Origin of the sequence: Bacillus sp. V26 (assembly GCF_034296245.1) — a bacterium.
GTDB lineage: Bacteria > Bacillota > Bacilli > Bacillales > Bacillaceae > Bacillus > Bacillus halotolerans.
Map to the genome: position 1 here is coordinate 66,917 of NZ_JAXKQF010000004.1, position 25,830 is coordinate 92,746.

A 25,830-nucleotide genomic window follows, 5' to 3' on the forward strand; every position below is an offset into this window, starting at 1 on the left:
AAAAAATCCCTCGTAGAGGGATTTTTTTATTGACCATAAAAACGCAGAAGGTCTCCGTTTAGCATTTTATCAGAGAGAGACAGCTCTTCATTTGCTTTTTCTTTATAGGGAGCGCACGCATCTTGGTTTTCTAACACTTCACCTGTTTTTTGGCTGTAGCATGTGTTTTTCGTATATACATAGTCGTTCGTGATAAAGCTGCCGTTTCTCAGCACAGCAAATGGCGTTCGGTTGTTTGACAGCAAATCATTGCCAAACTGAATATCACCTTTTGTATCAATTCCGAGCAGGTGCATCAGAGTCGGCCTGACGTCAACCTGTCCTCCGGCATCGGAGATTGTTTCCGGGTTTTGATCAGTGATTCCAGGAATATGAATGATAAACGGCACCCGCTGAAGCTGGACGGTGTCATATGGCGTAATTTCACTTTTTCCTAAAAACTCAGCCAGGGCTTTATTATGGGCTTCTGATATGCCGTAATGATCTCCCATAAAGACAATCATCGAGTTTTCGTATAAGCCTTCATCCTTGAGCTTTTTGATAAAATGCTTCAGTGCTTCATCCTCATAGCGAACCGTCGTCACATAGCGGTTTAACAGGTCGCTGCTCGAATCATATTCATCAATCAGCTGATCCTTTTCATCAATTTCAAACGGAAAATGGTTCGTCAATGTGATGAAATTGCTGTAGAACGGCTGCGGCAGGCTTTTCAGTTTAGCAGCTGACTGTTCCAGAAATTCCTTATCCTTTAATCCCCAGCTTGTTGAGGTTTCAGGAGTCACATGGAACTCATCGACATCAAAAAAGCGGTCAATCCCAAACGTTTTATACATCACATCTCTGTTCCAAAATGTTTTATGATTGGCGTGAAAGACGGCTGAATAATAATCATTCTGCTTGAGTGATTTGTACATCGTATGAAATTGATGGTCACTTTTCGTAAAAAAGACGGCGCCGCTTAGGGAAGGATATAGAGAGTTAGCGACGATAAATTCCGAATCAGACGTTTTGCCTTGCTCTGTTTGCTGGTAAAAATGATCAAAGGAATAGCTTTTTTTCATCAGATCATTCATAAACGGGGTAATTTCTTTTCCGTTTACCTTTTCATTCAGAACAAAGCTTTGAGTCGATTCAAGTGTCACAAAAATCACATTCCGTCCCTTTGCCAGTCCGAACTTGCTTTGATCAGGCTTGCTGTAGTCAGCCTCAGTGTAGTTTTTGATTGTAGAGAGGCTGTCTTCATCGGCAAATGCCTTCGCACTCATATTGACAGTCTGAGAAATGGTATCGTAGATGTGGAACTGAAACAGGCCAATGCTTTTGACAAGCACTTCCCGGTCGAAGGAATGTGCCAATAGCTTCGGCTGTTCAATTTCTGCAAGCCCCAGCGTACATATAAGAATCCCGCAGGAAGCGGCATAGTACCGCTTGACCGTACGGGGGTTCGCTTTTGACTCGGGACTCTTCTCTTTTCTGGAGAGCAGCAGAAGAAAAGCCAAATCCGCAAACAGAGCGATGAACAAAGGATTGAACAGTTCTTTTACACTGCTGCCCATATCGCTCATGTTGCTGGCCTGAAACAAAACCGGGATGGTAATAAAATCGATATAAAAGCCGTAAAAAATCGTGTTGGAGATCAAAATGGCAGTCAGAACCAAATTGGCAATCAGCAAAAAGATGCGCTGCTTGCTGCCTTTTAAAAGCAGTCCAATCCCAAATAGAGGGAGTATGAAGCTAAGCGGATTGATCAGCAGAATCTGCTCCTGCAATAGAGAATCGATCTGCAAATCAAAACCCAGTTTATAGATCACATAAGTTTTGATCCACATGAATAAGATGGATAAACTTAAAAAACGCTGATTGTGAAAAAAGGTTCCTTTCATCAATTGATAACTCCTCACGTTTTCTTGAACATCTGCATGAGATGCTTCTTATGTAAAACCTACTAAAAACAGTCTTCTTAGACAAGCTTCAGCACTCGTGTTTAAAACATACGCCCATGGAACAGCATATAAAAATAATAGCATGATGCTATTGTCAGACCGGCCAACACAAGCTGTTCGGAAAAACTGCCTGTCTTCATATACAGCGGCAGCCGTATGCGAATGGTTGAAGGGAATAACAATTTGATGCCATTCACTGTCCAGGCATCCAGAACCAAGTGGCTTGCCATTCCGATCATCAGCCCTGCTGATATGTTATTATCCGGAATATATGTGGCTGTGATAAAAAACATGATGAGCAGAAACAGCAGGCTGTGTGTAAAGGTGCGGTGGCCAAATACAGAACTGACAATTTTCGATAAGATAGGATATCTTCTTCCGATTTTACTCTGCGTGTGGCAGATGTCGGGAATTAATGCGCCAACTGCGCCGGACGCCGCCATGAGTACTGGGTCAAATCCATAATAATAAGCCGCTGCGGTACAAGAAGCGATGCCTCCCATGATGTGTGTTTTTCCTGTCATTTCCCCGCTTCTCCTTTATCTTTTACAAAAATCTCTGAATTACAAATATATCAAGAGAATGTATGTTTGAGCAACAGAACTTTGGCCGATAAAAAAATGAGCCGCATAATTTCCTGAGAAAAAGGCATCTTAAAGATGTACCTATTTTCTAAAAGAGGTGATACGAATGGCTTTCTTTAATAAAGATAAAGGTAAACGTTCTGAAAAAGAAAAAAACGTAATCCAAGGAGCTCTTGAGGATGCCGGTTCAGCTCTTAAAGATGATCCGCTTCAAGAAGCTGTGCAAAAAAAGAAAAATAATCGCTAACCGCATGCGGATAGGGCTTGGCTCTATCCGTATTTTCCATCTGTTCCCTTTGACAGATCATTCTTTCTTTGATAACCTTCTGGGAGTAACTGAATAAATAAATCCTCACTCTTTCTCAGTGAGGTAGAGGTTGCGCGGATGATGAGTCACACATGTCAGGCTGACAGGAGCTGTTAAACATGTGTAAAAGGCATCAGCGCCGAAGTGTGGAGAAAGCCGATCCTTCTCTATGCTGGGACTGTATCTGAATAAGTGCAGGACTGCCGCGTGCTTTTTCGCGGAGGGCTATCCGGAGATCAAGGGTGTGTGTTTCTTTAAGCATGGACTTTTGTTCAGGCTTTTTTTGTGTTTACATGATCTCGGGTTCTGGTCCGTACAAAGAATCATTGGAGGTACTGGAATGGAACAGACAAAAAAATGGGGTTTTTGGTTATTAACGGCGTTTGTCGTTGGAAATATGGTTGGATCGGGGATTTTCTCCCTGCCGAGTTCGCTTGCATCGATTGCAAGTCCGCTTGGCGCTACGTCCGCCTGGCTTTTGACAGGTGCGGGCGTGCTGATGATTGCGCTTGTCTTCGGGCACTTGTCCATTCGAAAGCCTGAGCTGACAGCGGGGCCGCAAAGTTATGCGAGAGCGCTGTTTTCTGATCCGAAGAAAGGGAACGCTGCCGGATTCACAATGGTGTGGGGCTACTGGGTGGCGAGCTGGATCAGTAACGTGGCGATTATCACAAGTCTTGCCGGTTATTTGACTTCGTTTTTCCCGATTTTAGTTGATAAACGTGTACTGTTTGCTGTCGGCAGCCAAGAGGTGACACTCGGCCAATTGCTGACGTTTGCTGTATGTACGATTTTGCTCTGGGGAACGCACACGATTCTTGTTGCAAGCATTAACGGTGCAAGTAAATTAAACTTTATCACAACGTTTTCAAAAGTATTAGGTTTTGTTTTCTTTATCATTGCCGGATTGTTTGTGTTTCAAACGACATTATTCGATCATTTTTATTTTCCGATTCAAGGTGAGAACGGCACAAGCATTGGCATCGGCGGACAGGTTCACAACGCCGCCATTTCTACTCTATGGGCGTTTGTCGGAATTGAATCAGCAGTGATCTTGTCTGGACGCGCGCGTACTCAGCGTGATGTGAAACGTGCGACCATCACAGGTTTGTTGATCGCGTTAAGCATTTACATTATTGTCACATTGATCACAATGGGGGTTCTGCCGCACGATAAGCTTGTCGGATCTGAAAAACCGTTCGTTGATGTGCTGTATGCGATTGTCGGAAACGCAGGAAGCGTGATTATGGCGCTACTGGCGATTCTTTGCTTATTCGGAACGATGCTCGGCTGGATTTTGCTTGGCTCTGAGGTTCCGTACCAAGCTGCTAAAGCAGGAGATTTTCCGGCGGTCTTTGCGAAAACAAATAAAAAAGGAAGCCCGGTTATTTCTTTGATCATTACAAATGTGATGTCACAGGTCTTCATATTCTCTGTTATTTCCCGGACAATAAGTGACGCATTTACGTTTTTAACGACAGCGGCGACCCTTGCGTATTTAATTCCGTATTTAGTGTCTGCGATTTACAGCCTGAAGCTTGTTATAAAAGGCGAAACGTATGATCAGCTGAAAGGTTCCCGGGTAAAAGACGGATTGATCGCGATTTTAGCGTGTGTATACTCATTGTTTGTTATCGTAACAGGCACAGCGGATTTAACGACATTTATTCTCGGCATCGGTTTGTTCTTTGTCGGTCTGGTGATTTATCCGTTTGTGATTAAGAAATTCTCGAAAGAAAAACAAGCATAAAAAAAAAGATATTTCTCCTGTTATAAGTCGCATACACAAAATAGCGGACAGGAACGCTGCCAGTGATAGAAATATCTTTAGAGACATTCGAATATGCAAAAAACGCTGTTTCAGTTTCTCCAGAAAATGAAACAAAGCCAGCACTAGGATAAAAACGAGAAGCACATGAGAAAAAGGGTTTCCGATATAAAGACCGTTGAAAAAACTAATGGCGATGATGATGCAGCTTAATATGAATTGAGAAAGAAAATATGCATGTGGTTCAATATGGGTTGCTCCGTCCTGTCGGATTCTTTGCAATATAGAAAAGAGCCGCAGATCAGTGCGGCTCTTTGTTTATTTTGTTAAGCTTTTCGTGATAAACTTCAGCTGTCCTTCTAGTGAAATCGGGTCTGAGAAATAGAAGCCGATCGGGTCAATTTTATAGACATGATCATTTTTAACAGCATCGAGGTTTTTCCAAATAGAACTGTCAAATACGCCGCCATCGTCTCCGCCTGATTGCCATGGACCCGCGAAAATGTAATCTCCGGCGAAGTCAGGGAGCTTTTCTAAAGAAATGCTGGTATACCCTGGGCCTTGGTCAATGGCTTTTTCCTTTGTCAGCTTTGTGGCCTGTAAACCAAGATCTTTGTAAACGATGCTTCCGCCTCTTCCGAAATCTTTACCGAACACATAAATGTTTTTGCCGTTTGTTTGCATAATGGAAACCGTTTTGTCACCGATGACTTTTTGAATTTTTGTTTTGGCTGCCGCGACTTTTTTGTCCCACTCGGCAAGCCACTTCTCCGCTTTATCTTCCGTTCCTGTCATTTTTGCGAATTCTTTCAGCTGTTCGATGTTATCGAACTTATCGTATTTCACCGCAACAGTCGGCGCGATTTTTTCGAGCTTTTTAATATCGGCGTCTTGTGTAGTCCAAACGATGATCAGGTCAGGCTTTAAATCAATCACTTTTTCAACAGAAGTGCCGTCTCCGATATTTGTGACACCGTCGGTTTTACCTTTGTAGTAAGGGTTTTTAAATACATTTTCAGGTGCACCGACGACGTTGATGCCCAGTGTTTTGAAGTCTCCGTAGTAGCCGTCAGCCATGACAACCACCCGTTTAGGATGTTTAGGGATTTTCACATTTCCGTTTTCAGCCTTGTATGTAACGGTTTCTTCGTCTTTTGAACCAGAGGAAGAGCCTTTGCTTTCTGAGTGATTTCCGCAGGCTGCCAGCGCTGCAATCAATAGCAGGGCAAAAAATGCGGCTCCGAGTTTCTTATATATATGGGTCATATCTCATACCTTCTTTCTGGAAAATAGGTGATAAAGAGAATCATTATCAATGTGATTATACCATCGCAAGAGCCAGTTGACACGATATTTTTGCAATTATATTCTCATTTTTGTTTAAAACGCTCTATTAAATCAGCGGAAAAAAGTGATATACTGAAACAGCAATTGATAATCATTATCATTATCGAAAGGAAGTACGGCTGTTGAGTCACATGAAAAATAAACAGATGATATCAGATGAAGAAATTCAATGGACATCCCGGTCGTTTGATGCGGTCATTGTGCTTGTTGCGGGGGTATGCTTACTATGCTTCGGCGCGATGCTGTCCATTTCTCTCGGTGCTGCGGATATCCATTTACGGACTGTGTGGGACGCCATCTTTCATTTCCAGCCAAATGAAACCTCACACCAAATCATACACGATCTTCGGCTGCCAAGAACGGCTGCTGCCGCGCTTGTCGGCGCATTGTTAGCCGTGTCTGGGGCGATCATGCAGGGCATGACGAGAAACCCATTGGCGGAGCCTTCTATTATGGGGATAACATCGGGCTCTGCTTTTGCTATTTCGATTGCGTTTGCTTTTTTTCCAGGACTTTCTGCCTTCGGGCTTGTGCTGTGGTCCTTTGCGGGCGCGGGACTGGGGGCATCGACGGTATTGGGCATCGGCATGTTTTCCAGGGGCGGTCTCACGCCTGTAAAGCTTGCTCTTGCCGGAACGGCCGTCAGTTATTTCTTTACGGGCATTTCAACCGCAATTGCGCTCCGTTTTGATGTAGCACAGGATGTCAGCTTTTGGTACGCAGGCGGGGTAGCGGGTGTGAAATGGTCAGGCGTTCAGCTGCTGGTTATTGCAGGAGCTGTCGGTTTGACGTTTGCGTTTATCATTGCCAGGTCTGTGACGGTGTTAAGCCTCGGTGACGATCTGGCGAAGGGGCTTGGGCAGTATACATCAGCGGTGAAACTGGTTGGCATGCTTGTCGTTGTGGTGTTGACGGGAGCTGCTGTTTCTATTGCCGGCACTATCGCGTTTATCGGACTGATCATTCCTCATATCACAAGGTTTTTGGTAGGGGTTGATTATCGGTGGATCATTCCTTGCTCGGCGGTGCTTGGCGCTGTTTTGCTTGTTTTTGCTGACATTGCGGCCAGACTCGTGAACGCGCCGTTTGAAACACCTGTCGGCGCGCTGACCTCCCTCATCGGTGTTCCCTTTTTCTTTTATTTGGCACGTCGTGAAAGGAGAGGGCTGTAATGAAAACGAAAACGAAAAAACCTCTTGTTGTGATAGCAGTGACTCTTCTGCTGATCGTGCTTGTCTTTTTTATCAGTCTGAATATGGGTGTCATTAAAATTGCCCCATTGCAAACGCTCAATGTCTTTTTCGGCCAAGGGACGGCGCGGGATGAGCTTGTCTTATTTGAGTTCAGGCTGCCGCGAATAATGTTGTCGTTGCTTGTTGGGGCGGGTATCGCTGTTGCCGGAGCCATTTTGCAAAGCGTGTCTCAAAATGATTTGGCTGAACCGGGTATTCTCGGGATTAACGCCGGGGGTTCGCTTGCCGTTGTGCTCTTTATTTACTTTTTTCAAGGATCAGCATCAGATCTCGGCTTTTTAGGAACGTTTATGCTGCCGTTCAGCGCTTTGGCAGGCGCGTTCCTCGCCGCGTTTCTCATTTATCTTCTGGCTTGGAAAAAAGGTGTGACTCCGATTCGGCTGATCCTAGTCGGAATCGGTGTGAATGCCGGATTTAATGCCCTTTTGCTTATTTTTCAGCTCAAAATGGACCCGCATGACTTTATGCAGGCTGCGGTTTGGATATCAGGCTCGATATGGGGGGCCAATTGGAACATGATCTGGGCGGTACTCCCCTGGATTGTGATCTTGCTTCCTTTTACTTTATATAAAGCACGCTATTTGAACATTTTACAGCTGGGAGACCAATTAGCGACCGGACTTGGCACTGCTGTTGAAAAGGAAAGGCGGATTCTCCTTCTGGCAGCGGTCGCTCTTGCCGCATCCTGTGTCGCAGCTGCAGGAGGCATCGCGTTCCTCGGATTAATCGCACCGCATGTGGCAAGAAGGCTTACCGGTCCCCGCCACCAGACGCTTATACCGGTTTCCGCCTTTATCGGCGCGTTTCTGTTTCTGCTGGCTGATACGCTGGCGAGAAATGTATTGGCACCGTCAGAAATTCCGGTCGGACTTGTCATCTCCGTTTTAGGTGCGCCTTACTTTATTTATTTATTGATGAAATCGAATTGAGGAGGGGACCGAACTTGAATTCATTATCAACGGAACAGCTTGGGATCGGTTATGGCGACAGGCTGATTGTAGAAGATTTAAATATATCCATTCCTAAAGGAAAAATAACAACCTTAATTGGGCCGAATGGCTGCGGAAAGTCAACGATATTAAAAACGATGTCCAGAATTATGCGCTCGCATCAAGGTGCCGTTTACTTAAACGGCAATGCGATTCATAAAATGTCTACTAAGGACATTGCGAAGGATATGGCCATTCTGCCGCAGACGCCTGAGGCTCCGAGCGGATTAACGGTGTACGAATTGGTGTCATACGGCAGATTTCCGCATCAATCAGGCTTCGGCAGATTAAATGATGAAGACCGCCGCATCATCAAATGGGCCCTCGAAGAAACCGGCATGGCGGAATACCATGAGCGTCCGATTGAGGCGTTGTCAGGCGGACAGCGTCAGCGCGTGTGGATTGCGATGGCGCTTGCACAAGGGACAGAGCTGCTTTTGCTTGACGAGCCAACAACATATCTCGATCTCGCACATCAGCTCGAAATCCTGCAGCTGCTTGACAGACTGAATAAGGAACAGGGGCGGACGATTTTAATGGTGATTCATGATCTGAATCACGCGGCCCGTTTTTCCCATTATATGATTGCGCTCAAAAAAGGCACGGTCATCAAGGAAGGGACCGCACTGGAGGTCATGACGCCGGATATTTTGAAGCGGGTATTCCAGATTGATGCCGAAATCGTCACTGATCCTCGTACAAATAAACCAGTATGCTTAACTTATGACCTGATTAAAACTGAAAAACAGCTTGTTTCTGTGTAAGAAAAATCCCGGTATGACGCCGGGATTTTTTATTTTTAACCATAAAAATATAATTTCCCTTGCTAATTCCAGATTTTGAAGAAAAAGATTGAAAGTCTATTTGAATTAATAGATAATATTGGTTAGAATGTTTCGTTAATATTACGAAGATTACAGAAAGAGGAGATCATTGTGTCCAAGAAGAAAAAATGGCTTATTGCCGGTTCGATATGTGCCGGTGTGCTCCTACTGGCGGGGATCGGCGCCGGCGGTTTTTACTTTTTTACTCACATGAACCAAGTTGCCGTATCATCGGAGCCTTATGCTGAATCGGTCGCGGTGTATATGGGCGGTGAATCTGAATCTGCCCAATCGTTTTCGGGAAAAGTTGAACCAGAGAAACAGCAAAAAGTGTACATAGATTCAGAGAAAGGAAGCATTAAAAAAACGTACGTCAAAGAAGGCGATAAGGTTAAAAAAGGCGATAAGCTTTTCGAGTACGAGGGCGAGGATCATTCTGACGAAATTGAGCAAAGCAATTTACAAACCGAAATGACAAACCTTCAAATCAGCCGCTTGCAAAAATCAATAGCAGAAACTGAGAAGAAGCTGAAGACAGCCGGAAAAGACGAGAAAGCACAGCTTCAAGACGAGCTTGACCAGGCCAATTTTGATTTAAAGACAAGCCAGCTTGAACTGAAGCAGCACCAAAAAGAACTGGCTGCACTAACGAAAAACAAAGGTTCTAATGTGATCACAAGCAAGCATGACGGTATCGTTCAAAGCGTCAATCAGGATATTGCGGACGGCGCAACGGGTGATCAGGCAGCAGGCCCGTATATCCAAATCGTTTCAACGGGCAAATACCTTGTGAAAAGCCAAATCAACGAGCTGTTAATGGACACGATTAAAAAAGGCAGCAAAGTCAGAGTTACGCTGAAAACAGGCGGCGAAGGCGAGTGGAAAGGCAAGATCACTTCAATCGGCAAGCTTCCTGCTGGAACAGGCGAGGGGGAAGAGTCAGAAAGTTATGCTGAAGAGGAAATGAATCCCCAATCCTCTAACTATCCTTTCACTGTTTTATTGGACAGCCATAAGGGCCTTGAAGTCGGCTATCATGTCAATATTGAAGTCATGAGTGACGAAGCAGATGCGAATACGATTAAGCTGCCGTCCGACATGATTATCCAGGACGATGGCGAACCATACGTTTGGAAGACGGATGAGGAGCAGAAAGCGGTTAAACAGCCTGTTGAAATCGGAGAGACAGACGAAAGTGACATGGTCGAAATCAAAAGCGGCCTGACACCGGAAGATTATGTGATCTATCCTGATCCCGCGGTCAAGGAAGGAAAGCAGGTTACAGTCAATGCTGACACTGAATAATATTTCTAAATCGTACAAGCTGGGCAAAGAAGAGGTGCCGATCTTAAAGCATATTAATCTCACCGTCAAAGCTGGTGAATTTCTGGCCATTATGGGGCCGTCCGGTTCAGGGAAGTCTACGTTAATGAATATAATAGGCTGTTTGGACAGGCCGACCTCCGGAACCTATATGCTGGACCAGATGGATGTATTAAAAGGGAAAGACGGTGCTTTGGCTGACATTCGCAACGAATCGATCGGGTTTGTGTTTCAAACCTTTCATTTGCTGCCGCGCCTTACCGCACTGCAAAATGTCGAGCTGCCGATGATTTACAATAAGGTAAAGAAAAAAGAAAGAAGGCAAAGAGCCTATGAAGCTCTTGAAAAGGTTGGTTTGAAAGATAGGATCTCTTACAAGCCGCCAAAGCTGTCCGGCGGACAAAAGCAGCGGGTGGCGATTGCCAGAGCCCTTGTCAATCAACCTCGGTTTATTCTGGCAGATGAACCGACCGGGGCGCTTGATACAAAATCAAGTGAACAAATTTTGTCGCTGTTTTCACAATTGCATCAGGAAGGCACAACGATCATTATGATTACCCATGACCCGGACGTCGCCAGAAAAGCCGACAGAACCGTGTTTATCAGAGACGGAGAATTAGTGTTAGACGAGCGAGGGATTAGCCATGCTTGAACATATTCGGATCTCCTTTCAATCTATTTTTTCACATAAGCTGAGGTCGATTCTTACGATGCTTGGTGTCATTATCGGTATAGCGGCGATCATTGCAATCGTCTCTATGCTGAAAGGCCAAAGCGAGCAATTAAAGCAAAGCATGATCGGCATGGGAAATAACGCGATTAATGTTGTGTACCAGCCAACAGGCGGGGAAGAGGAAGGCGGTTACCAGGAGGTTTCTTATACGTCAGCACCCCCTGTATCTGAAGAAACCATTCAGACGATAAAATCAGACCCGGTTGTAAAAGGATTATCTTTATATTACTTGTCCGAAGGCGCAACCGTTTTTCACTTAACGAACGTTTCTTATCCTCAAGTGTACGGAGTTGATGCTGATTATTTCGATATGTTCCCGATCAGCATCACTGAGGGGAGAAAGCTGGCGGAAAAAGAATTAAACAGCACACACCAAGTGGTTATGATCAATGAGGCCGCAAGAGATGAGCTGTTTCCTGACGGTGACGCTCTGCACAAAAACATTGAGATGAATGGTGTGCCGTTCCGGGTTGCCGGTGTTTTTCATGAAAAGAAACAGGAAGAAAGCATGTTTGATGGCGACTATGCGAATCCGGTTTTATATGTGCCGAAAAAAGTGTGGCCGCTTATTGAAGGATTTGACGCGCCGACACAGATTGCGGTGCAGGCAGACTCTTCTGAGCATATCCAAGAAGCCGGTGTAATGGCCGCGGACCTTCTAAATCAAGGACTTTCAGATGCTGATTTGGAAAAAGCGGAGTACAGCGTGATGGATCTTCAGGAGGTCGCTCAGGAAGTGGAGTCCTTTAACCAGTCATTTGCTCTGCTGCTTGGCGGAATTGCCAGCATCTCGCTTTTGGTCGGAGGCATCGGTGTCATGAACATTATGCTTGTTTCAGTGACGGAGCGCACGCGGGAAATCGGAATTAAGAAGGCTCTCGGTGCCAAGCGGCGCGTGATTTTATTTCAATTTTTAACAGAGGCCGTCGTGCTGACAAGTATTGGCGGAATTCTCGGTGTGCTGGCGGGCTTTGGCATCGCTAAACTTATCACGGTTATCTTTCCGATGCCTTTTATCATCTCCGTTCCGGCAGTTATCGGAGCACTCGTTTTCTCAATGGCAGTCGGCATTATTTTCGGCTTGCTGCCGTCCATTAAGGCATCGAAGCTTCAGCCTGTTGATGCGCTTCGATATGAATAAAAAGAACGCATCCAATCGGATGGCGTTCTTTTTTTATTTGGGCAGTGCTGAATTGCATTTATCCAAAATAAGAAAAACGGCTGCGAGGATCATTTCTTCTGTGGTTGACAGCCAAATGTTATGAATCATTTGATCTGCCGTATAAGCGGTCATCCATAAAAACAGCAGCTGGACGGTGCCGGCCATAAGGATAAAAGCTCGTTTTCCAGTCTTAAAAAACGTAAAACTATGTATCATCAGCCGTTCAAAAGGTTCAAAGCATAGTCCGAGCACAAGAAATAACACAGCAAAAAGCAGGACATGAGCAGCTGATCGGTAGCTCGTTCCCGCCAAAGAAAAGACACAGAGAATGATTGTAAAATAGCAAAATAACACAGCCGCCGCTGCCAGCACATACTGTACGGCCTGCCGTAATAAATACTTTTGATGTATCACTGGTTCATCTCCTTATCAGCGCTTGCAGAGAGAGAACGAGCGCTCTCTGCAAGCTGCCAGTTTTTTATTTACTGCTTTTCTTTTTCACAACCGGATGCTTTTCTTTTGAAAGGACATCCGTAAATTCTTTGCCTAAGTCAAGGTGTTCTTGGATGAAGGTTTCAGGAAGCATTGCGAGCCATTGGTTTAAAGACACATCGGCATAATGGTCATCTTTAAAGATTTCTAAAAAGACGAGCGGTTCATCGCCGAGGTTTTCTACGTAGTGGCCCATCGCAAATGGAACATAACCAACATCACCGGCTTGATAGTTAAAGGTTCTCGCGTGGCCGTCAGCAGCAAAAACAGTCATTCTCGCTTTACCGGAGATGTAATATTGCCATTCATGCGTATTCGGATGCCAGTGAAGCTCTCTCATGGCGCCTGGTTCCACGGTTACAAGCGCAGATGCAATGGTTTTAGACACTGTAAAGTTTGTCGAATCCGCAATGTACACCTTTCCTCCTTCTGATGCAATCGGCTCCTGTTCAAGAAGGCGGTACGTAAACGGATAAGGCACTTCACCGTACGGCCCTTCCACAATGTCATCTTTTAAACAGCCGGGCACAGGCTTTTCAAATATATATTTTTCTTTGCCTGGCAAATTCGCGATTTCTTTTTCTGTTACGCCAAAATTAGCGGCAATCACTTCTTTAGGGGTGTGGGCAAGCCAGTCTGTCAGCTGGAACGTGCTGTTTTCAGAGAATGACCCGTCGTCAAACACGAGCAGGAACTCTGCCCCTTCTTCAAGCGCTTGAATCGAGTGCGGAAGGCCTGACGGGAAGTACCATAAATCTCCTTCGCCTACATCATCAATAAAGCTGCGGCCCTTTTCATCCACAATCGTGACGCGTGCTTTCCCGTAGATCATATAAGCCCACTCTGCTTCCTTATGCCAATGAAGCTCGCGAATGGCGCCTGGCTTCAGCCGCATATTAACAGAAGCCAGGTTTTCTGAAATCGGCAGCTCACGTACGGTAACTTCACGGGCGTACCCGCCTTTTTCCAAACGGTTATGAGTATCTGAGAAAGAAAACTTCATATTTTCAACGGTGCCATGATCGGTTTCCGGCGGTACGAGCATATCGGGATTCTGCCGGTCCCTTTCAATATTACGCGGGATTTTCACTGTCGCTCCCTTATCTCCTCTGATTGGCTGGGGAATGTCGTTTTGTTTTTTCATTTTCCTGTCTCCTCCTTAAAAATAATTGTGGCGCAGAAAGAGAATGTGAAAGGCCTTTCGTTTTCCCTTCTGTCTTGTTAAGTGAAAAAAACCGATGAAAAGTCAACTTCGATACAAAATTAATGTTTCGCTTTCTGATCTTTCAGCTCTGTCATCAGTTCAATGAGCTGATCGAATTTTTTCTCGAAACGGGTCAGCAGGTACATCGCGATCAGTGCCGGGAACCCGAGATTGCTGATCTGCTTGACGACTTCCTCTATAAAAACCTGATCCATGAAAAACACCTCCCTCCTTTTTGTGCAGTCATGTAAGTAAGTGAAGGGAATCCAAGAAATCGTAAACCATGACTGGAAGGTTTGCTTCAGCAAGCGCTAGTCTGAAAGTAGTAGTTTACTTTTTTTTGCTTTCCTTCATTTAATTTAGTAGGGAGGCGGTTTGATGGACTATCAAGGTCTGTTGCGATCGAAATGTAAGGAGATTATGAAGCATCCCATCGTGAAGCATTTTTTGAGCAACCCTCAGCATTACCGTTTGTTCAAAAATGTAATGGAAAACCCGAATGAAAAGGATGCAAAATCGTTGGACGAGCAATTCAAGCAATTTTATAAGGAGATTCGCATCGTCAAGTATATGAATTCAATGATTCGGATTTTTTCCATCGATTTTGATAAGCGGGTTCGCAAGAATCAAAAACGGTATCCGCTGACGGTTGATCATCCGGAAGCAGGGGAACGACTTCCTTCCGAAGCGGGAAGTGACGCGTTTGAGGAATTTTTAGACCTGCAGGATGATTTGAGCCAGCATGTCCAGGATTATCAGCTTTATCAAGCGATCCAGAAGCTGACTGACAAACAAAAAAGCGTGCTGACAAAAGTCTATCTTCACGGTGCCACGATGCAGGAAATCGCTGATTCATTAGGTGAGTCCCGGCAAAATATCTCTAATATTCATAAAAAGGGATTAGAAAATATCAGGAAGCAGCTAGAGGCGCAAAAAAAGGGGGAAAAGTAAACTGTGGGCGGCCAGTTTGAACATCATAGGAATAAAGATGAAATATACGACATTGAGCATCTGATTGCATGCTTTTCACCGATGATCAGAAAAAAACTCAGCAATACGTCCTATCAAGAAAGAGAAGATTTGGAGCAGGAGCTGAAAATCAAAATGTTTGAAAAGGCTGATATGCTTCTGTGTCAGGATGTTCCGGGATTTTGGGAGTTTATTCTGTATATGGTAGACGAGAACTCATAACGATACCTCATTCTAAGAAAAACGGGAACATTTTGCAGGTTCCCGTTTCCTGCTGTTCACCCCCGTCAAGAGCCCTCCTATTCAAAAATGTACCAAAAAGAAACGATATAATGATAAGATGAAAAAAACAGTGACAGAAAGGAACATAAAAGTGGAAAATGCGTCAATTTTAATCGTAGACGATGAGAAAGCGATTGTGGATATGATCAAACGCGTTCTCGAAAAAGAAGGTTATCGACATATACTGGATGCGGCAAGTGCAGAGGAAGCCATTCCGGTTGTCAAGACTAATAAGGTTGATTTAATCGTATTGGATGTCATGATGGGCGGAATGACCGGTTTTGAGGCCTGCACATTAATCAGGGAGTATTCAGACGCCCCGATTTTTTTCCTGACGGCGAGATCATCGGACGCTGACAAATTATCGGGTTTTGCGGTCGGAGCTGATGATTATATTACAAAACCATTTAATCCGCTGGAATTAGCCGCGCGGATCAGAGCGCATTTAAAGCGTACGTATCAGTCGAATGCAGCTGAATCAAACAAAACCTATACATATGATTACTTTACATTTTCTCCGCAAAATGCCGAGTTGATTGTGGGCGGGGAAACTGTAGCCTGTTCGGCTCAGCTTTTGCAGCTGCTTCAGTATTTTTGCGAACATCCCAATGTGGTGCTTTCTAAAGATCAAATTTATGAAAAAGTATGGGGCTATCCTTCGTACGGAGATAACAATACCGTCATGGTTCATATCCGTAAGCTCCGGGAAAAAATTGAGCGTGACCCGAGCAATCCGGAATATATCGTAACCGTTCGCGGTCTCGGATACCGTTTTATCCCGAGTCCAGAAGGAAACGGAAAGCGCCCATGAGGTTAAGGTGGAAGTTTCTGTTTCACTTTTTCGGGCAGATGCTGATTGTTATCCTTCTTCTTTCGATCATGCTTGTGGCGTCCTTTTTCTATTTAGACGCGCGATTCAGCGATGCGGAATCCAATTCAGGGCTGACAAAGGCAACGACTGACACGCTTGAGGCGTATCTCGATGTAAACGAAGACGGGTCATGGGAAGTGGACGATTTTCTGAAGAAATCTGTTGATAAACAGCACGGCTGGATGCAAATCATTGATTCTAATGGAAAAACGGATTATTCCTACAGCGTGCCGAAAGACGTGCCCGGCACCTACACAAAGAAGGAGCTTTTGTCTATTTATAAAAGCAAGAAGCTTGATAACTATAAGCTGAATTATTGGGCAATCAATATTGAAGACAAGTCGTACCTCCTCTTGTTCGGCTGGAAATCAAAGAGCGAACAGCTGCTGACTTCCATTGAAAGCCGTGAACCCTCCATCGACTCTTTGTCACAATATAAGTCCAGTACAATTGACTATATTAAGCGTGAAAAAGGAGCCGTGTATCTGTTAGACAGAAACGGGAACATACTCGACAGCATTAACAGCAAGAAAAGCGAAAGAAAAACGATGAACCAGCTGGAGCTTCTCAAATACAGCTCTAAACCATGGAACTATAAACGGGAGATTTCTGTTAAATTCCTCGATCAAAACAGGTGGATGGTCGCTTCGGTGCCAAACCCTGTCTATATTACTGACCAGGAGTTTAATAAATCGTTTCTGAGGGTTGTCCTGAAAGCGATGTTTCTGATCATGGGCGTTCTGATTCTTTATATATTCTGGATGACTGCCTGGTATATGTTCAGATTCGGCTTGCCGATTTTTCATACAATCAAATGGCTTGTCAATCTATCAAAAGGGAAGCTTGAAGAACCGAAAAACCGTAAAGGGCGCCCTGTCAGTAAAAACAAAAAGGGAAAAATCAAACAGCCGTACCGCTTCTTCGGTGAGATATTTGAATCTATGGATCAGCTGACTGAAACGCTGAGACGGGATAAGACAAACAGAGAAAAAATCCAGGCGACACGGGAAGAATGGATCGCCGGTTTGTCTCATGATTTAAAAACGCCCCTCAGCAGCATTTACGGCTACAGCATGATGCTTGAATCGAAGCAATACGACTGGTCTCCTGATGAAGTGAAAGAAATGGGACAGGTTGTCAGAGAGAAATCGGAATACATGTCAAAGCTGATCGAGGACTTAAATTTAACGTATCGTCTGAAAAATGACGCTCTGCCGATGGAAAGAAAGCTCACGAGCCTCATTCCGTTTTTTAAGAATGTCATTGAGGACTTCAAGAAAAATCCGTTTTCTGAAGGATATGATATTTCATTTGTATCAAGAGAAGAGCATATTGAATTTGCGCTGGATGAAGCCTGGTTCAGACGCATTCTGGAAAATCTGCTTGGAAATGCTGTGAAGCACAACGATAAAGGAACAGCGATTCAGGTGATTCTTGAACAGACAAAAAATCATATTTCATTGAAGGTCAAAGACAATGGGAAAGGAATGGATGAGGAAACGATCACCCATTTATTTAACCGTTATTACAGAGGAACCAATACGAAAGATCCGTCTGCCGGGACGGGGCTTGGACTGGCGATTGCCAAAGAGCTGGTGCACCTGCATAACGGAACGATTCACGTCAACAGCAGGATCAATATTGGCTCCGTCATTACCATTCTTTTTAAAAAAGAATAAGGCGTGTGGTTTGGACACCTCTTTGCCGGGAATAACAATATATAGACTGAAGCTAAAGAGGTGTTACACATGGATGCAATATTAGAAGCAGACACTAGGGCAGTAATCGGTGAAGGTCCGTTATGGGATGAAGAAAACGGCCGTCTATACTGGGTTGATATTTTAGGAAGCGAGCTCCATATTTTCGATCCTAAAGAAAAAATCAATCGTTCGGTCAAATTTACATCCTTTGTGACGGCGCTTGCGAAATATTCAAAGGATGAGCTGATCATGACGATGAAAGACGGTTTTTACCTGTATCATCTTCATGATGACAGTCTTGAAAAAATCAAACAGCCCAAGGATATGCATGAGAGCCTTCGGTTTAACGACGCCAAATGTGATCCGTACGGAAGGCTTTGGGCAGGAACGACGAGCATGGAAGGCGAACAAAAACAAGCCTCGCTTTACCGTTTGGACACAGATGGCAGCCTTGTCAAAATGAAAGATCAAGTCTCAACCTCGAACGGTTTGGATTGGGATCGCGAACGCAGCTTGATGTACTACATTGACACGCCGACGCAGGAGATTGTGTGCTATCAATACGATCCCGAAAGCGGAAACGTTTCAAACCCAGAAACCGTCTATCGTTTTGAAAAATCGGATGGATTGCCGGATGGCATGACAATTGATCAAAACGGCATGCTGTGGGTGGCGCTGTTTGGCGGGAGCCGTGTGGTTCACATTGATCCTTTTCAGAAAAAAGAAATTGATTCAATAAGTGTTCCGGCCAAATATGTCACGTGCTGTGCGTTCGGCGGCCAGGACATGAAAACCCTTTACATCACAACAGCTACTGAACAAATGACCGAAACAGAAAGATATGAACAGCCTCATGCGGGCGGATTGTTTTCAGCCCAACTTGAAACGGGCGGATACCAGCCGGTTCCATTCGCTGGGGAGTTATAAAAAAACGCATCCGAAAACGGATGCGTTTTTGCATTTAAAGTGAACGGATAATTCCGCCTTCCACACGCTGTGCCGTGCCGTTAATGGCAGATGCGGCATCAGATGCGAGGAATACAATTGTGCTCGCGACTTCTTCGGCTGTTGCGTATCTTTGAATGAGTGAAGTCGGCTCATTCACTTTAAAATAGTCTTTCACAAATGTATCTGTATCCTGGCCGGCTGCCTTTGCGGCGCCCTCCATATAGGAAGCAACGCCTTCTGTCCAAGTAGGACCCGGGAGCACTGAATTAACCGTAACCTTTGTGCCCTTCGTCATTTCAGCCATTCCTCTGGACAGGCTGATCAGCGCTGTTTTGGTCATTGAATAAGGAATCATAGTCGAAAGCGGTTTGACGCCTGCTTCACTTGCGATATTCAAAATGCGGCCGCTGTTTTTGGCAAGCATCTTTGGAAGGAAGTGACGGCTTGTCCGAACAGCGCTCATCACGTTTACTTCAAAATATTGATTCCATTCTTCATCCGTTACCTCGGCGAAATCCTTCACTTCAAAGAAACCGAGATTGTTGACAAGAACATCTATATCACCGATCTGCTTCACTTTTTCAAGAAAAGCTGCTGCTTCATCCGGTTTTGATAAGTCGGCGGCTACTCCATGCACCGTTCCATATGAAGAAAGCTCTTCAACCGTGCGATCGACTGTCTCTTGTTTTCGGCCATTGACTATAACGGCTGCACCTTCTTGCAAAAAGCTTTTCGCTGCTGCTTTCCCGATGCCGGAAGTTGAGCCTGTGATTAAGACAAGCTTGTCTTTTAGCTGTAAGTCCATAAGAATCATTCCTTTTTTATTGATCATGCTACTTAGTATACAAGATGAAATTTAGTGTTTACGAGAATTTTGCTTCCATACATGCAGCGGCGGAAAAGTCATTCATACTGCATATACAAGCCTGTCAGCCATATAGTATAATAACTCCGAAAAAGGATACGAATGTCAAACAGGTGCCGGTACGTGAAAATAGCCGGCTTAATAGGGAAACCGGTAAAAGCCGGTGCGGTCCCGCCACTGTAATTGGCCTTTGCGCCAAGAGCCAGGATACCTGCCTGTTTGATAAACACGAAGTCTGCGAGGACAGATGATGTGTAAACAATAGGCTTTTTTGTTGTTTACAGCGTCTTTACCATCGTAGAGATGCTTTTTTAGTTCATTTAGGAGGAAAGGGTATGAAAAAATTAGCCGGAATATGGACGGCGCTTCTGCTGACCGCCATTATGATTTCAGGCTGCGGCAATGCGGCAGGTGAGAAGGATTCCAATGCGAAGCAAAAGACAGCCGCGTCTGAAGCGTTCCCTGTCACAATTGATGATGCGTCAAATCAGGATGTTACCATCAAAAAGGAGCCGAAAAAAATTGTTTCGTTAATGCCGAGCAACACGGAAATTACATATGCTCTCGGACTCGGTGACAAAGTGGTCGGCGTCACCACAAACGATACATATCCAAAGGAAGTCAAACAGGTTGAGAAGGTTGGGGATATGAATGTAAACGTCGAGAAAGTCATTTCTCTTAAACCTGATCTCGTTCTCGCTCATGAATCTTCCATGTCAGCTTCAGCAGATGCCATCAAGCAGCTGAAGGACGCTGGCATTGCTGTGCTGACTGTCAATGATGCACAATCATTCGCAGAGGTATACAAATCAATCGAAATGATCGGTGAAGCTGCCGGAGCTGAGAAAAAAGCGGACCAACTGGTCAACAGCATGAAATCAGACCTGCAGGAGATTAAAGAAAAAGCGAAATCCATTTCAAAAGACGAGGAAAAAAGCGTCTTTATTGAGGTTTCGCCTGATCCTGACATTTACACAACCGGAAAAGACACGTTTATGAATGAAATGCTGAATGTCATCCATGCTAAAAACGCTGCAGCGGATCAAAAAGGCTGGGTGCAAATGACAGACGAGGCCATCGTAAAGCTGAATCCAGACGCCATTGTCACAACGGACGGTGTGAAAGCGGATGCGGTGGAAAAACGCGATGGCTGGAGCGGAATCAATGCTGTGAAACATCATCGCGTTTATGATGTTGATCCTGATCTCGTCACACGTTCAGGTCCGCGTCTGATCGAAGGGGTCGAAGAACTTGCGGAAAGCATCTACCCGGATACGTTTAAAGAATAATCGCTTTGCTGCTTATAGCATCAGTTTCTTATTTTTAGCTGCCAGTATCATATTGGGCATTTCCTGCGGCAGTCTGCCCATTCCGATATCCGCCATCTTTCATATCTTTTGGCATGAAGGTTTTGGCGGCTCTGCCGGCTCCTATGATCCAATGTATACAAATATTATGATGAATATCAGACTGCCGAGAGTCGTGCTGGCCGCCCTTGTGGGGGCGGCTCTTTCTATCGCAGGGGCTGCTTTTCAGGGACTTTTAAAAAATCCGCTCGCTGATCCGTATACGCTCGGTGTTTCGTCCGGTGCTTCCGTCGGGGCGGTTTCAACCTTATTTTTTGGACTGCAATTCCCCGTCATAGGAGGCTTTACACTGCCGGTTGTAAGTGTAGCTGCAGCGCTTGTCACGATTGTGGCTGTTCTTTCGTTCAGCCGCCTCGTTCACGCTTCGATGTCTGTCTCTACGCTTATTCTGACCGGTGTCATCATCAATTCATTTTTGGGCGCATTTATTTCTCTCATCATTGCTCTGACAGGCGATAATTTGCTGCCGATTGTGCATTGGCTGCTTGGCAGCGTCTCGATGAGAGGCTGGAGCTACGTTGCCCTGTTTCTCCCGTTTTTTCTTTTAGGAACCATGCTCCTGATCATAAACGGAAGAGAACTCAATGTGATGACCTATGGAGAGGAGAAAGCAAGGCTTCTCGGGGTCAGCGTCCAGCACAGAAAAATGCTGATTTTAATTGCAGGGTCACTGCTGACAGGCAGTGCTGTGGCTGTATCCGGCACCATTGGATTTGTCGGGCTTGTGATTCCGCATATCACAAGATTGCTGTGGGGAACGGATCATCGGCATTTATTGCCGCTGTCTGCCTTGCTTGGCGCGGGATTTCTCGTTTTGGCCGATCTGCTTTCGAGAACAATGATTGAACCGGTTGAGCTGCCGATCGGCATTATTACAGCCTTAGCGGGAGCTCCTGTTTTCGCTCTGATTTTAATTCGGCAGCATCGCGGGGGGAGAAGCTTATGATCAAGGCAGAGGGGCTGTCGGGAGGTCACGGAGACAGCCGGCTGATTAAAAATATCAGTTTAACAGTGAAGAAGGGAGAATTTCTTGGCATTCTCGGACCGAACGGGAGCGGAAAAACAACACTGCTTCACTTGCTGACAGGGACACTTCCGGCAATAGAAGGCTCCGTTTGTCTGGCTGGCAAACCACTCACTGAATATAAACCGAAGAAACTGGCGCAAATGATGGCAGTTCTGCCGCAAAAAACAGATCAAGCCTTTAGCTTCACTGTCAAAGAAACCGTATCCTTCGGCAGATATCCATTTCAAAAAGGGCTGTTCAGCCAGCAGACTGAAGAGGATGAAGCCATTATTCGGAATGCGATGGAACAAACAGGGGTACTCGCTTTCGCTGAGAAATCGATTCGTGAACTAAGCGGGGGCGAACAGCAGCGGGTTTATTTGGCTCAAGCACTGGCGCAGCAGCCGCGCATTTTATTTTTAGACGAACCGACTAATTTTCTGGATTTGGCCTATCAAAAAGAACTGCTCGATCTTATCAAGCGCCTGACGAGAGAAAATGGGCTGACTGCTGTCAGTGTTTTTCACGATCTGAACACCGCTAGCCTGTACTGTGATGAAATCGTCTTTATAAAAAACGGAACAGCCGGGCCTAAGCAAAAACCGGAAACCGCCATCACAGAAGAGCACATTAAGGCGTTGTATAACACGAAAGTCAGCACTTTCATCCATCATCAATTGCCTAAACCGCTTATTGCAATTCAGCCTGAAAACAGCGCCCTAAAGCAGCAGGCGATTCCGTTTGAAACTTTGCTGCAAGTGCGGCGCGACGAGATCCTCTTGCAAACGGAAATCCCGCTCCGCACGCTGTCTTCTGCTCCTGTCGGTTCAGGCTTTTCTTGGAACCGGACGTTTCTCCATAAATGGCTGCCTGCCCAGTCAGATCAAAAAGAGGAGCTTACAGCCTATTTATCTGAAAACGGCTTTTATCCGCAGGAAACCTGTGCGATGGCCTCCTCCGGCAGACTTGACCGGCTTGTGTGCCGTACGTTTGAAGACGAAGAGCTGTCCGTTTGTATTTGTGTCATGTCCGGCTTTTCGATATGGATTTTGATCAACGGCTTTGCGACAGACCAATTCTTCGTCAGGGCTGTCATGGGGGCAGAAGCCGAGCGCATGAAAGTGCTGGGCGGTGAACAGGATGAACATGGAGAAATCCTCGTTGCAGCGACACAAACTGAAGAGACATCTTCAGAAACCATAGAAAAACGGCTGAATCAATTGATTCGGTTTGGGACAGCTGAATGTGTGCGGGCGGCTGCGGACCTGCTTGAATAAGTCTGTAAAGGAGACAGATAAGATGAAACTATATACAAAAACAGGCGATAACGGGCAAACGAGTTTAATCGGAGGCAGAACAGACAAGGACAGCCTCCGAGTAGAAAGCTACGGCACGATTGATGAGCTGAACAGTTTTGTCGGACTGGCTTTGGCTGAACTTTCCGGGAAGCGCGGCTTTGAGGATCTAACGGCCGAGCTGCTCAACATTCAGCACGAGCTCTTTGACTGCGGGGGCGATCTGGCAATCATCACAGAAAAAAGAGACTATAAATTGAAGGAAGAATCCGTCTCCTTTTTAGAAATGCGCATCGACGCCTATACAGAAGAGGCACCTGAACTAAAGAGATTTATTCTTCCGGGCGGATCAAAGGCCGCTTCGCTTCTCCATGTGGCGCGCACCATTACAAGGCGGGCGGAACGCCAAGTGGTGGCGCTGATGAAAACGGAAGAGATCCATGAAATGGTGCTCCGTTATCTCAATCGATTGTCCGACTATTTCTTTGCCGCAGCACGGGTTGTCAACGTGAGAAGCGGTATTGACGATGTGGAGTATGAAAGAAGCGCTATTGTGTTTCGCGATCGAAACAGCAGCGGATCATAAAAAACATGAATGAAAGCTGGCATTTTCAATACATGCCGGCTTTTTATTTTTTTCATTTTGTCAATTTCCCTTTTTACGACAAAAAATGAACCTTATGAATTATTGACTGAAAAATGGAAAAATGAGATATTGTAACAAAATGATGTAAAAAATAGGCAGTGGGGGGCTCTGATAGATGGTGAGACTCATTGAAAGTGATAGCGTCTGGAAGAGAAATTTCAACTTTCTTTTTTTCTCAAGAATAGTCAAGATTTCCGGCGATATGTTCGCATTTAATTCGATATTATGGTTTTTAATTTTTGACGGTGAAGGTGCGATCGGAACTGCTTTATTGATTGCTGTCACCTTTTTGCCGGAAGCCGTTTTAGCACCTGTGACGGGTCCTTTCATGAAGCAGAATACATTGAAATTCTGGATGTACTTTTCAGACCTGACAAGAGCCGCGGTTGTTTTAATCATTCCGATCTGCCATTTCGGCGGATTCTCTCCGCTGTGGTTTGTTATGACTCTTATGATTGTGCATTCAGCTACTGGCGCTGCCTACAATCCTGCTTCCATTGCTTTAATCCCTCAAATTGTAGATGAAAAGGGCATTCAAAAAGCAAATGCTGTGCTGCAGTCATCCGCCCAAATTGTCCGGCTTGGAGCTGTGACACTATGCGGCGCTCTCCTTACGTTTATCAGTCCTTCATATACAATGCTTATGGCTCTCGTACTTTATCTTATTTCTGGTTTTCTTGTTCTCTTTATCAAATACACTGCTGTTGAAACAAAATCGGAATCAGCGGCCGTTGCACAGAGAGGTACATATTTTGGCAGACTGAAACGCGGTTTTGTCCTTGTCAGAAAACACCAAATCTTATATCCGCTCGCTATCTATTGTATTTTTATGAATTTCGCGGCAGCCCCTTGGGAAGCGCTCTCCGCTGTGTATGTTGCGGAGGATTTAAACGGACAGCCGATTGTATATTCGCTATTAAAAGCCACCACCGCAATAGGCGCGTTTTTATTGGGATTTGTACTGACAAAAGTAAAAGTAAACAAGTACGGACTGCTTTTTGTAACGGCAGGCATTATTGAAGGGTTCGCTTTCTTTATTACCGGAATGAATACCTTTTTGCCGCTCGTCTTTTTCGCCGCCTTTACTTTTGGCGCTGCAGTCAGTGCGATCAATGTTCCTGAGTATACGATTATACAGACATCTGTCGATAGCGAGGACCAGCCGCAAGTTTATGCCGTCATACATATGATCTCAAATATTTCGATTCCGGCCGGCGCTGTCATTTGCGGATATGCCGCAAATGCTTTTGGTTCAGGAAATGTGATCGCTGCCGGGGGAGTTGTGGAAATTATCGCGGGAATCGGAATCCTTCTGTTTACAAAGCTGGCCAAAGCAGAACAATCCGATTTGGTAAAAGAAAGGGAAGCAAGTGTTCATCTGTAAAGGTTTTTGAAGAAGCCATGCCTCGTGCATGGCTTTTTTTTATGCCGCTGGGTCCGGTGCTGTCTACGACTCTGGTCTTAACCAAAAATCAATCTCTGATTCGTTTTGCTCATCTTCTGTTTTGTATAAGATGAAGACAAGGAAAACGAAAGGAGGATCTGCATGAAGATCAACAAGAAAACGATAGGCGGATTCTTATTAATTGTATTTGGAATCTCCGTCTTTTTTGGGGGAGGCAGCTTCGGATTTATGATTCCGCTTGTGATCGGAGGCTTGCTGACATACGCGGGAATCAAAAGATTCACAGCGGGCAAAACCATCACAGGTATCATCTTGGGCGGAATCGGGGCGATGATGCTCATTTGCTCACTGCCGTTTCTCGTCGGAATTGCACTCGCAGCCGCTATGGTGTATTACGGCTGGAAACTGATGAAAAACGGATCCGCGGAAAGCGATGTGTCAGGCTTTGATCCTGAGCCAGCTTCTGCCGGCTACCAGTCTCATTTTGATGACGAATGGGAAAATTTCTTAAAGAAAAAATAACACATGATATGAGGAGGAATAACGG

Annotated in this window: 26 protein-coding genes and 2 riboswitches; of the genes, 19 read left to right on the plus strand and 7 right to left on the minus strand. The window is 45.1% G+C overall.

The features are described from left to right. Positions 1–26: 26 nt before the first annotated feature. Both UJ203_RS13655 and UJ203_RS13660 read right to left on the minus strand, forming a co-directional pair. The gene (locus UJ203_RS13655) at positions 27–1,883 is read right to left on the minus strand and encodes an LTA synthase family protein (RefSeq protein ID WP_322011581.1); all 1,857 of its coding nucleotides are present in this window, start codon (positions 1,881–1,883) and stop codon (positions 27–29) included. A gap of 101 nt (positions 1,884–1,984) precedes the next feature. Then, positions 1,985–2,467 (minus strand): metal-dependent hydrolase, encoded by a 483-nt coding sequence (locus UJ203_RS13660; protein WP_322011583.1) that lies wholly within the window; start codon positions 2,465–2,467, stop codon positions 1,985–1,987. A 166-nt stretch (positions 2,468–2,633) separates the two neighbouring features. Between UJ203_RS13660 and sspJ the strand changes: the two genes are divergently transcribed. Together sspJ and UJ203_RS13670 are read left to right on the plus strand one after the other, a co-directional pair. After that, complete coding sequence (sspJ, locus tag UJ203_RS13665; protein WP_010331863.1) at positions 2,634–2,774, plus strand: small acid-soluble spore protein SspJ; 141 nt, start codon at positions 2,634–2,636, stop codon at positions 2,772–2,774. 116 nt (positions 2,775–2,890) lie between these two features. After that, positions 2,891–3,070: riboswitch (Lysine riboswitch) on the plus strand. A gap of 104 nt (positions 3,071–3,174) precedes the next feature. Further along, on the plus strand, positions 3,175–4,584 hold the full coding sequence (locus UJ203_RS13670) for an amino acid permease (RefSeq protein ID WP_103671332.1): 1,410 nt from the start codon (positions 3,175–3,177) through the stop codon (positions 4,582–4,584). Between the two features lie 336 nt (positions 4,585–4,920). Here UJ203_RS13670 and UJ203_RS13675 read toward each other — a convergent pair whose 3' ends face one another. Further along, positions 4,921–5,868, minus strand: a complete 948-nt coding sequence (locus tag UJ203_RS13675; protein ID WP_322011587.1) for an iron-hydroxamate ABC transporter substrate-binding protein — start codon at positions 5,866–5,868, stop codon at positions 4,921–4,923. 212 nt (positions 5,869–6,080) lie between these two features. On the opposite strand from UJ203_RS13675, the gene UJ203_RS13680 reads away from it, so the two are divergent. The 6 genes from UJ203_RS13680 to UJ203_RS13705 all read left to right on the plus strand — a co-directional run bounded on the left by UJ203_RS13680 (position 6,081) and on the right by UJ203_RS13705 (position 12,212). Further along, positions 6,081–7,121 carry a FecCD family ABC transporter permease gene (locus tag UJ203_RS13680; protein ID WP_415859192.1) on the plus strand — a complete coding sequence of 347 codons (1,041 nt, stop codon included), beginning with the start codon at positions 6,081–6,083 and terminating at the stop codon, positions 7,119–7,121. Further along, a complete protein-coding gene (locus UJ203_RS13685) occupies positions 7,121–8,131 on the plus strand; it encodes an iron ABC transporter permease (protein WP_322011591.1) in 1,011 nt (336 codons plus the stop codon). The genes UJ203_RS13680 and UJ203_RS13685 overlap by 1 nt, the downstream gene beginning before the upstream one ends. 14 nt (positions 8,132–8,145) lie before the next feature. Beyond that, the gene (locus tag UJ203_RS13690) at positions 8,146–8,955 is read left to right on the plus strand and encodes an ABC transporter ATP-binding protein (RefSeq protein WP_024122821.1); all 810 of its coding nucleotides are present in this window, start codon (positions 8,146–8,148) and stop codon (positions 8,953–8,955) included. Between the two features lie 171 nt (positions 8,956–9,126). Continuing rightward, positions 9,127–10,320, plus strand: coding sequence for an efflux RND transporter periplasmic adaptor subunit (locus tag UJ203_RS13695; RefSeq protein ID WP_044159093.1), 1,194 nt, complete (start codon positions 9,127–9,129; stop codon positions 10,318–10,320). Then, complete coding sequence (locus UJ203_RS13700) at positions 10,304–10,990, plus strand: ABC transporter ATP-binding protein (protein ID WP_024122819.1); 687 nt, start codon at positions 10,304–10,306, stop codon at positions 10,988–10,990. Before UJ203_RS13695 ends, UJ203_RS13700 begins: the two co-directional genes overlap by 17 nt. Then, on the plus strand, positions 10,983–12,212 hold the full coding sequence (locus UJ203_RS13705; protein ID WP_322011596.1) for an ABC transporter permease: 1,230 nt from the start codon (positions 10,983–10,985) through the stop codon (positions 12,210–12,212). Before UJ203_RS13700 ends, UJ203_RS13705 begins: the two co-directional genes overlap by 8 nt. 33 nt (positions 12,213–12,245) lie before the next feature. Here UJ203_RS13705 and UJ203_RS13710 read toward each other — a convergent pair whose 3' ends face one another. From UJ203_RS13710 to UJ203_RS13720, 3 genes are all read right to left on the minus strand, one after another. Next, entirely contained in the window at positions 12,246–12,647 is a 402-nt protein-coding gene (locus UJ203_RS13710; protein WP_105953877.1) for a YrvL family regulatory protein, read from the minus strand. Positions 12,648–12,711: 64 nt separating this feature from the next. Next, complete coding sequence (oxdC, locus tag UJ203_RS13715; RefSeq protein ID WP_202853404.1) at positions 12,712–13,869, minus strand: oxalate decarboxylase; 1,158 nt, start codon at positions 13,867–13,869, stop codon at positions 12,712–12,714. A gap of 119 nt (positions 13,870–13,988) precedes the next feature. Then, positions 13,989–14,144, minus strand: a complete 156-nt coding sequence (locus tag UJ203_RS13720; RefSeq protein ID WP_024122815.1) for a YvrJ family protein — start codon at positions 14,142–14,144, stop codon at positions 13,989–13,991. A 205-nt stretch (positions 14,145–14,349) separates the two neighbouring features. On the opposite strand from UJ203_RS13720, the gene sigO reads away from it, so the two are divergent. From sigO to UJ203_RS13745, 5 genes are all read left to right on the plus strand, one after another. After that, positions 14,350–14,880, plus strand: a complete 531-nt coding sequence (sigO, locus tag UJ203_RS13725) for an RNA polymerase sigma factor SigO (protein ID WP_202853410.1) — start codon at positions 14,350–14,352, stop codon at positions 14,878–14,880. Positions 14,881–14,883: 3 nt separating this feature from the next. Continuing rightward, the gene (rsoA, locus tag UJ203_RS13730) at positions 14,884–15,120 is read left to right on the plus strand and encodes a sigma-O factor regulator RsoA (RefSeq protein WP_322011600.1); all 237 of its coding nucleotides are present in this window, start codon (positions 14,884–14,886) and stop codon (positions 15,118–15,120) included. Between the two features lie 151 nt (positions 15,121–15,271). Beyond that, complete coding sequence (gene yvrH, locus UJ203_RS13735) at positions 15,272–15,991, plus strand: two-component system response regulator YvrH (RefSeq protein ID WP_024122812.1); 720 nt, start codon at positions 15,272–15,274, stop codon at positions 15,989–15,991. Continuing rightward, positions 15,988–17,730, plus strand: coding sequence for a HAMP domain-containing sensor histidine kinase (locus UJ203_RS13740; protein ID WP_322011602.1), 1,743 nt, complete (start codon positions 15,988–15,990; stop codon positions 17,728–17,730). Before yvrH ends, UJ203_RS13740 begins: the two co-directional genes overlap by 4 nt. 69 nt (positions 17,731–17,799) lie before the next feature. Beyond that, positions 17,800–18,678, plus strand: a complete 879-nt coding sequence (locus tag UJ203_RS13745) for an SMP-30/gluconolactonase/LRE family protein (RefSeq protein ID WP_188323296.1) — start codon at positions 17,800–17,802, stop codon at positions 18,676–18,678. A gap of 34 nt (positions 18,679–18,712) precedes the next feature. On the opposite strand, the gene UJ203_RS13750 is transcribed toward UJ203_RS13745, so the two are convergent. Continuing rightward, positions 18,713–19,504, minus strand: coding sequence for an SDR family oxidoreductase (locus tag UJ203_RS13750; RefSeq protein ID WP_322011605.1), 792 nt, complete (start codon positions 19,502–19,504; stop codon positions 18,713–18,715). Between the two features lie 154 nt (positions 19,505–19,658). After that, positions 19,659–19,798: riboswitch (cobalamin riboswitch) on the plus strand. A 101-nt stretch (positions 19,799–19,899) separates the two neighbouring features. Here UJ203_RS13750 and UJ203_RS13755 point away from each other — a divergent pair. The 6 genes from UJ203_RS13755 to UJ203_RS13780 all read left to right on the plus strand — a co-directional run bounded on the left by UJ203_RS13755 (position 19,900) and on the right by UJ203_RS13780 (position 25,805). Beyond that, positions 19,900–20,853, plus strand: a complete 954-nt coding sequence (locus tag UJ203_RS13755; RefSeq protein ID WP_322011609.1) for an ABC transporter substrate-binding protein — start codon at positions 19,900–19,902, stop codon at positions 20,851–20,853. Further along, complete coding sequence (locus tag UJ203_RS13760) at positions 20,816–21,877, plus strand: FecCD family ABC transporter permease (protein ID WP_105991586.1); 1,062 nt, start codon at positions 20,816–20,818, stop codon at positions 21,875–21,877. The genes UJ203_RS13755 and UJ203_RS13760 overlap by 38 nt, the downstream gene beginning before the upstream one ends. Further along, positions 21,877–23,214, plus strand: a complete 1,338-nt coding sequence (locus tag UJ203_RS13765; protein ID WP_322011888.1) for an ATP-binding cassette domain-containing protein — start codon at positions 21,877–21,879, stop codon at positions 23,212–23,214. Before UJ203_RS13760 ends, UJ203_RS13765 begins: the two co-directional genes overlap by 1 nt. Before the next feature lie 22 nt (positions 23,215–23,236). After that, positions 23,237–23,818 (plus strand): cob(I)yrinic acid a,c-diamide adenosyltransferase, encoded by a 582-nt coding sequence (locus UJ203_RS13770; protein WP_217827975.1) that lies wholly within the window; start codon positions 23,237–23,239, stop codon positions 23,816–23,818. Between the two features lie 175 nt (positions 23,819–23,993). Continuing rightward, positions 23,994–25,262 carry an MFS transporter gene (locus tag UJ203_RS13775; protein ID WP_024122804.1) on the plus strand — a complete coding sequence of 423 codons (1,269 nt, stop codon included), beginning with the start codon at positions 23,994–23,996 and terminating at the stop codon, positions 25,260–25,262. Between the two features lie 162 nt (positions 25,263–25,424). Next, on the plus strand, positions 25,425–25,805 hold the full coding sequence (locus tag UJ203_RS13780) for a protein liaI (protein WP_322011619.1): 381 nt from the start codon (positions 25,425–25,427) through the stop codon (positions 25,803–25,805). The last annotated feature ends 25 nt before the right edge of the window (positions 25,806–25,830 follow it).

Coding starts and splice junctions, on each gene's coding strand:
- UJ203_RS13775 (WP_024122804.1), top strand. CDS start 23,994: ATGGTGAGACTCATTGAAAGTGATAGCGTCTGGAAGAGAAATTTCAAC.
- sspJ (WP_010331863.1), top strand. CDS start 2,634: ATGGCTTTCTTTAATAAAGATAAAGGTAAACGTTCTGAAAAAGAAAAA.
- UJ203_RS13705 (WP_322011596.1), top strand. CDS start 10,983: ATGCTTGAACATATTCGGATCTCCTTTCAATCTATTTTTTCACATAAG.
- UJ203_RS13745 (WP_188323296.1), top strand. CDS start 17,800: ATGGATGCAATATTAGAAGCAGACACTAGGGCAGTAATCGGTGAAGGT.
- UJ203_RS13780 (WP_322011619.1), top strand. CDS start 25,425: ATGAAGATCAACAAGAAAACGATAGGCGGATTCTTATTAATTGTATTT.
- sigO (WP_202853410.1), top strand. CDS start 14,350: ATGAAGCATCCCATCGTGAAGCATTTTTTGAGCAACCCTCAGCATTAC.
- UJ203_RS13685 (WP_322011591.1), top strand. CDS start 7,121: ATGAAAACGAAAACGAAAAAACCTCTTGTTGTGATAGCAGTGACTCTT.
- UJ203_RS13700 (WP_024122819.1), top strand. CDS start 10,304: ATGCTGACACTGAATAATATTTCTAAATCGTACAAGCTGGGCAAAGAA.
- UJ203_RS13720 (WP_024122815.1), bottom strand. CDS start 14,144: ATGGATCAGGTTTTTATAGAGGAAGTCGTCAAGCAGATCAGCAATCTC.
- UJ203_RS13770 (WP_217827975.1), top strand. CDS start 23,237: ATGAAACTATATACAAAAACAGGCGATAACGGGCAAACGAGTTTAATC.
- UJ203_RS13680 (WP_415859192.1), top strand. CDS start 6,081: ATGAAAAATAAACAGATGATATCAGATGAAGAAATTCAATGGACATCC.
- UJ203_RS13750 (WP_322011605.1), bottom strand. CDS start 19,504: ATGGACTTACAGCTAAAAGACAAGCTTGTCTTAATCACAGGCTCAACT.
- oxdC (WP_202853404.1), bottom strand. CDS start 13,869: ATGAAAAAACAAAACGACATTCCCCAGCCAATCAGAGGAGATAAGGGA.
- UJ203_RS13660 (WP_322011583.1), bottom strand. CDS start 2,467: ATGACAGGAAAAACACACATCATGGGAGGCATCGCTTCTTGTACCGCA.
- UJ203_RS13740 (WP_322011602.1), top strand. CDS start 15,988: ATGAGGTTAAGGTGGAAGTTTCTGTTTCACTTTTTCGGGCAGATGCTG.
- UJ203_RS13655 (WP_322011581.1), bottom strand. CDS start 1,883: ATGAAAGGAACCTTTTTTCACAATCAGCGTTTTTTAAGTTTATCCATC.
- UJ203_RS13675 (WP_322011587.1), bottom strand. CDS start 5,868: ATGACCCATATATATAAGAAACTCGGAGCCGCATTTTTTGCCCTGCTA.
- UJ203_RS13670 (WP_103671332.1), top strand. CDS start 3,175: ATGGAACAGACAAAAAAATGGGGTTTTTGGTTATTAACGGCGTTTGTC.
- UJ203_RS13755 (WP_322011609.1), top strand. CDS start 19,900: ATGAAAAAATTAGCCGGAATATGGACGGCGCTTCTGCTGACCGCCATT.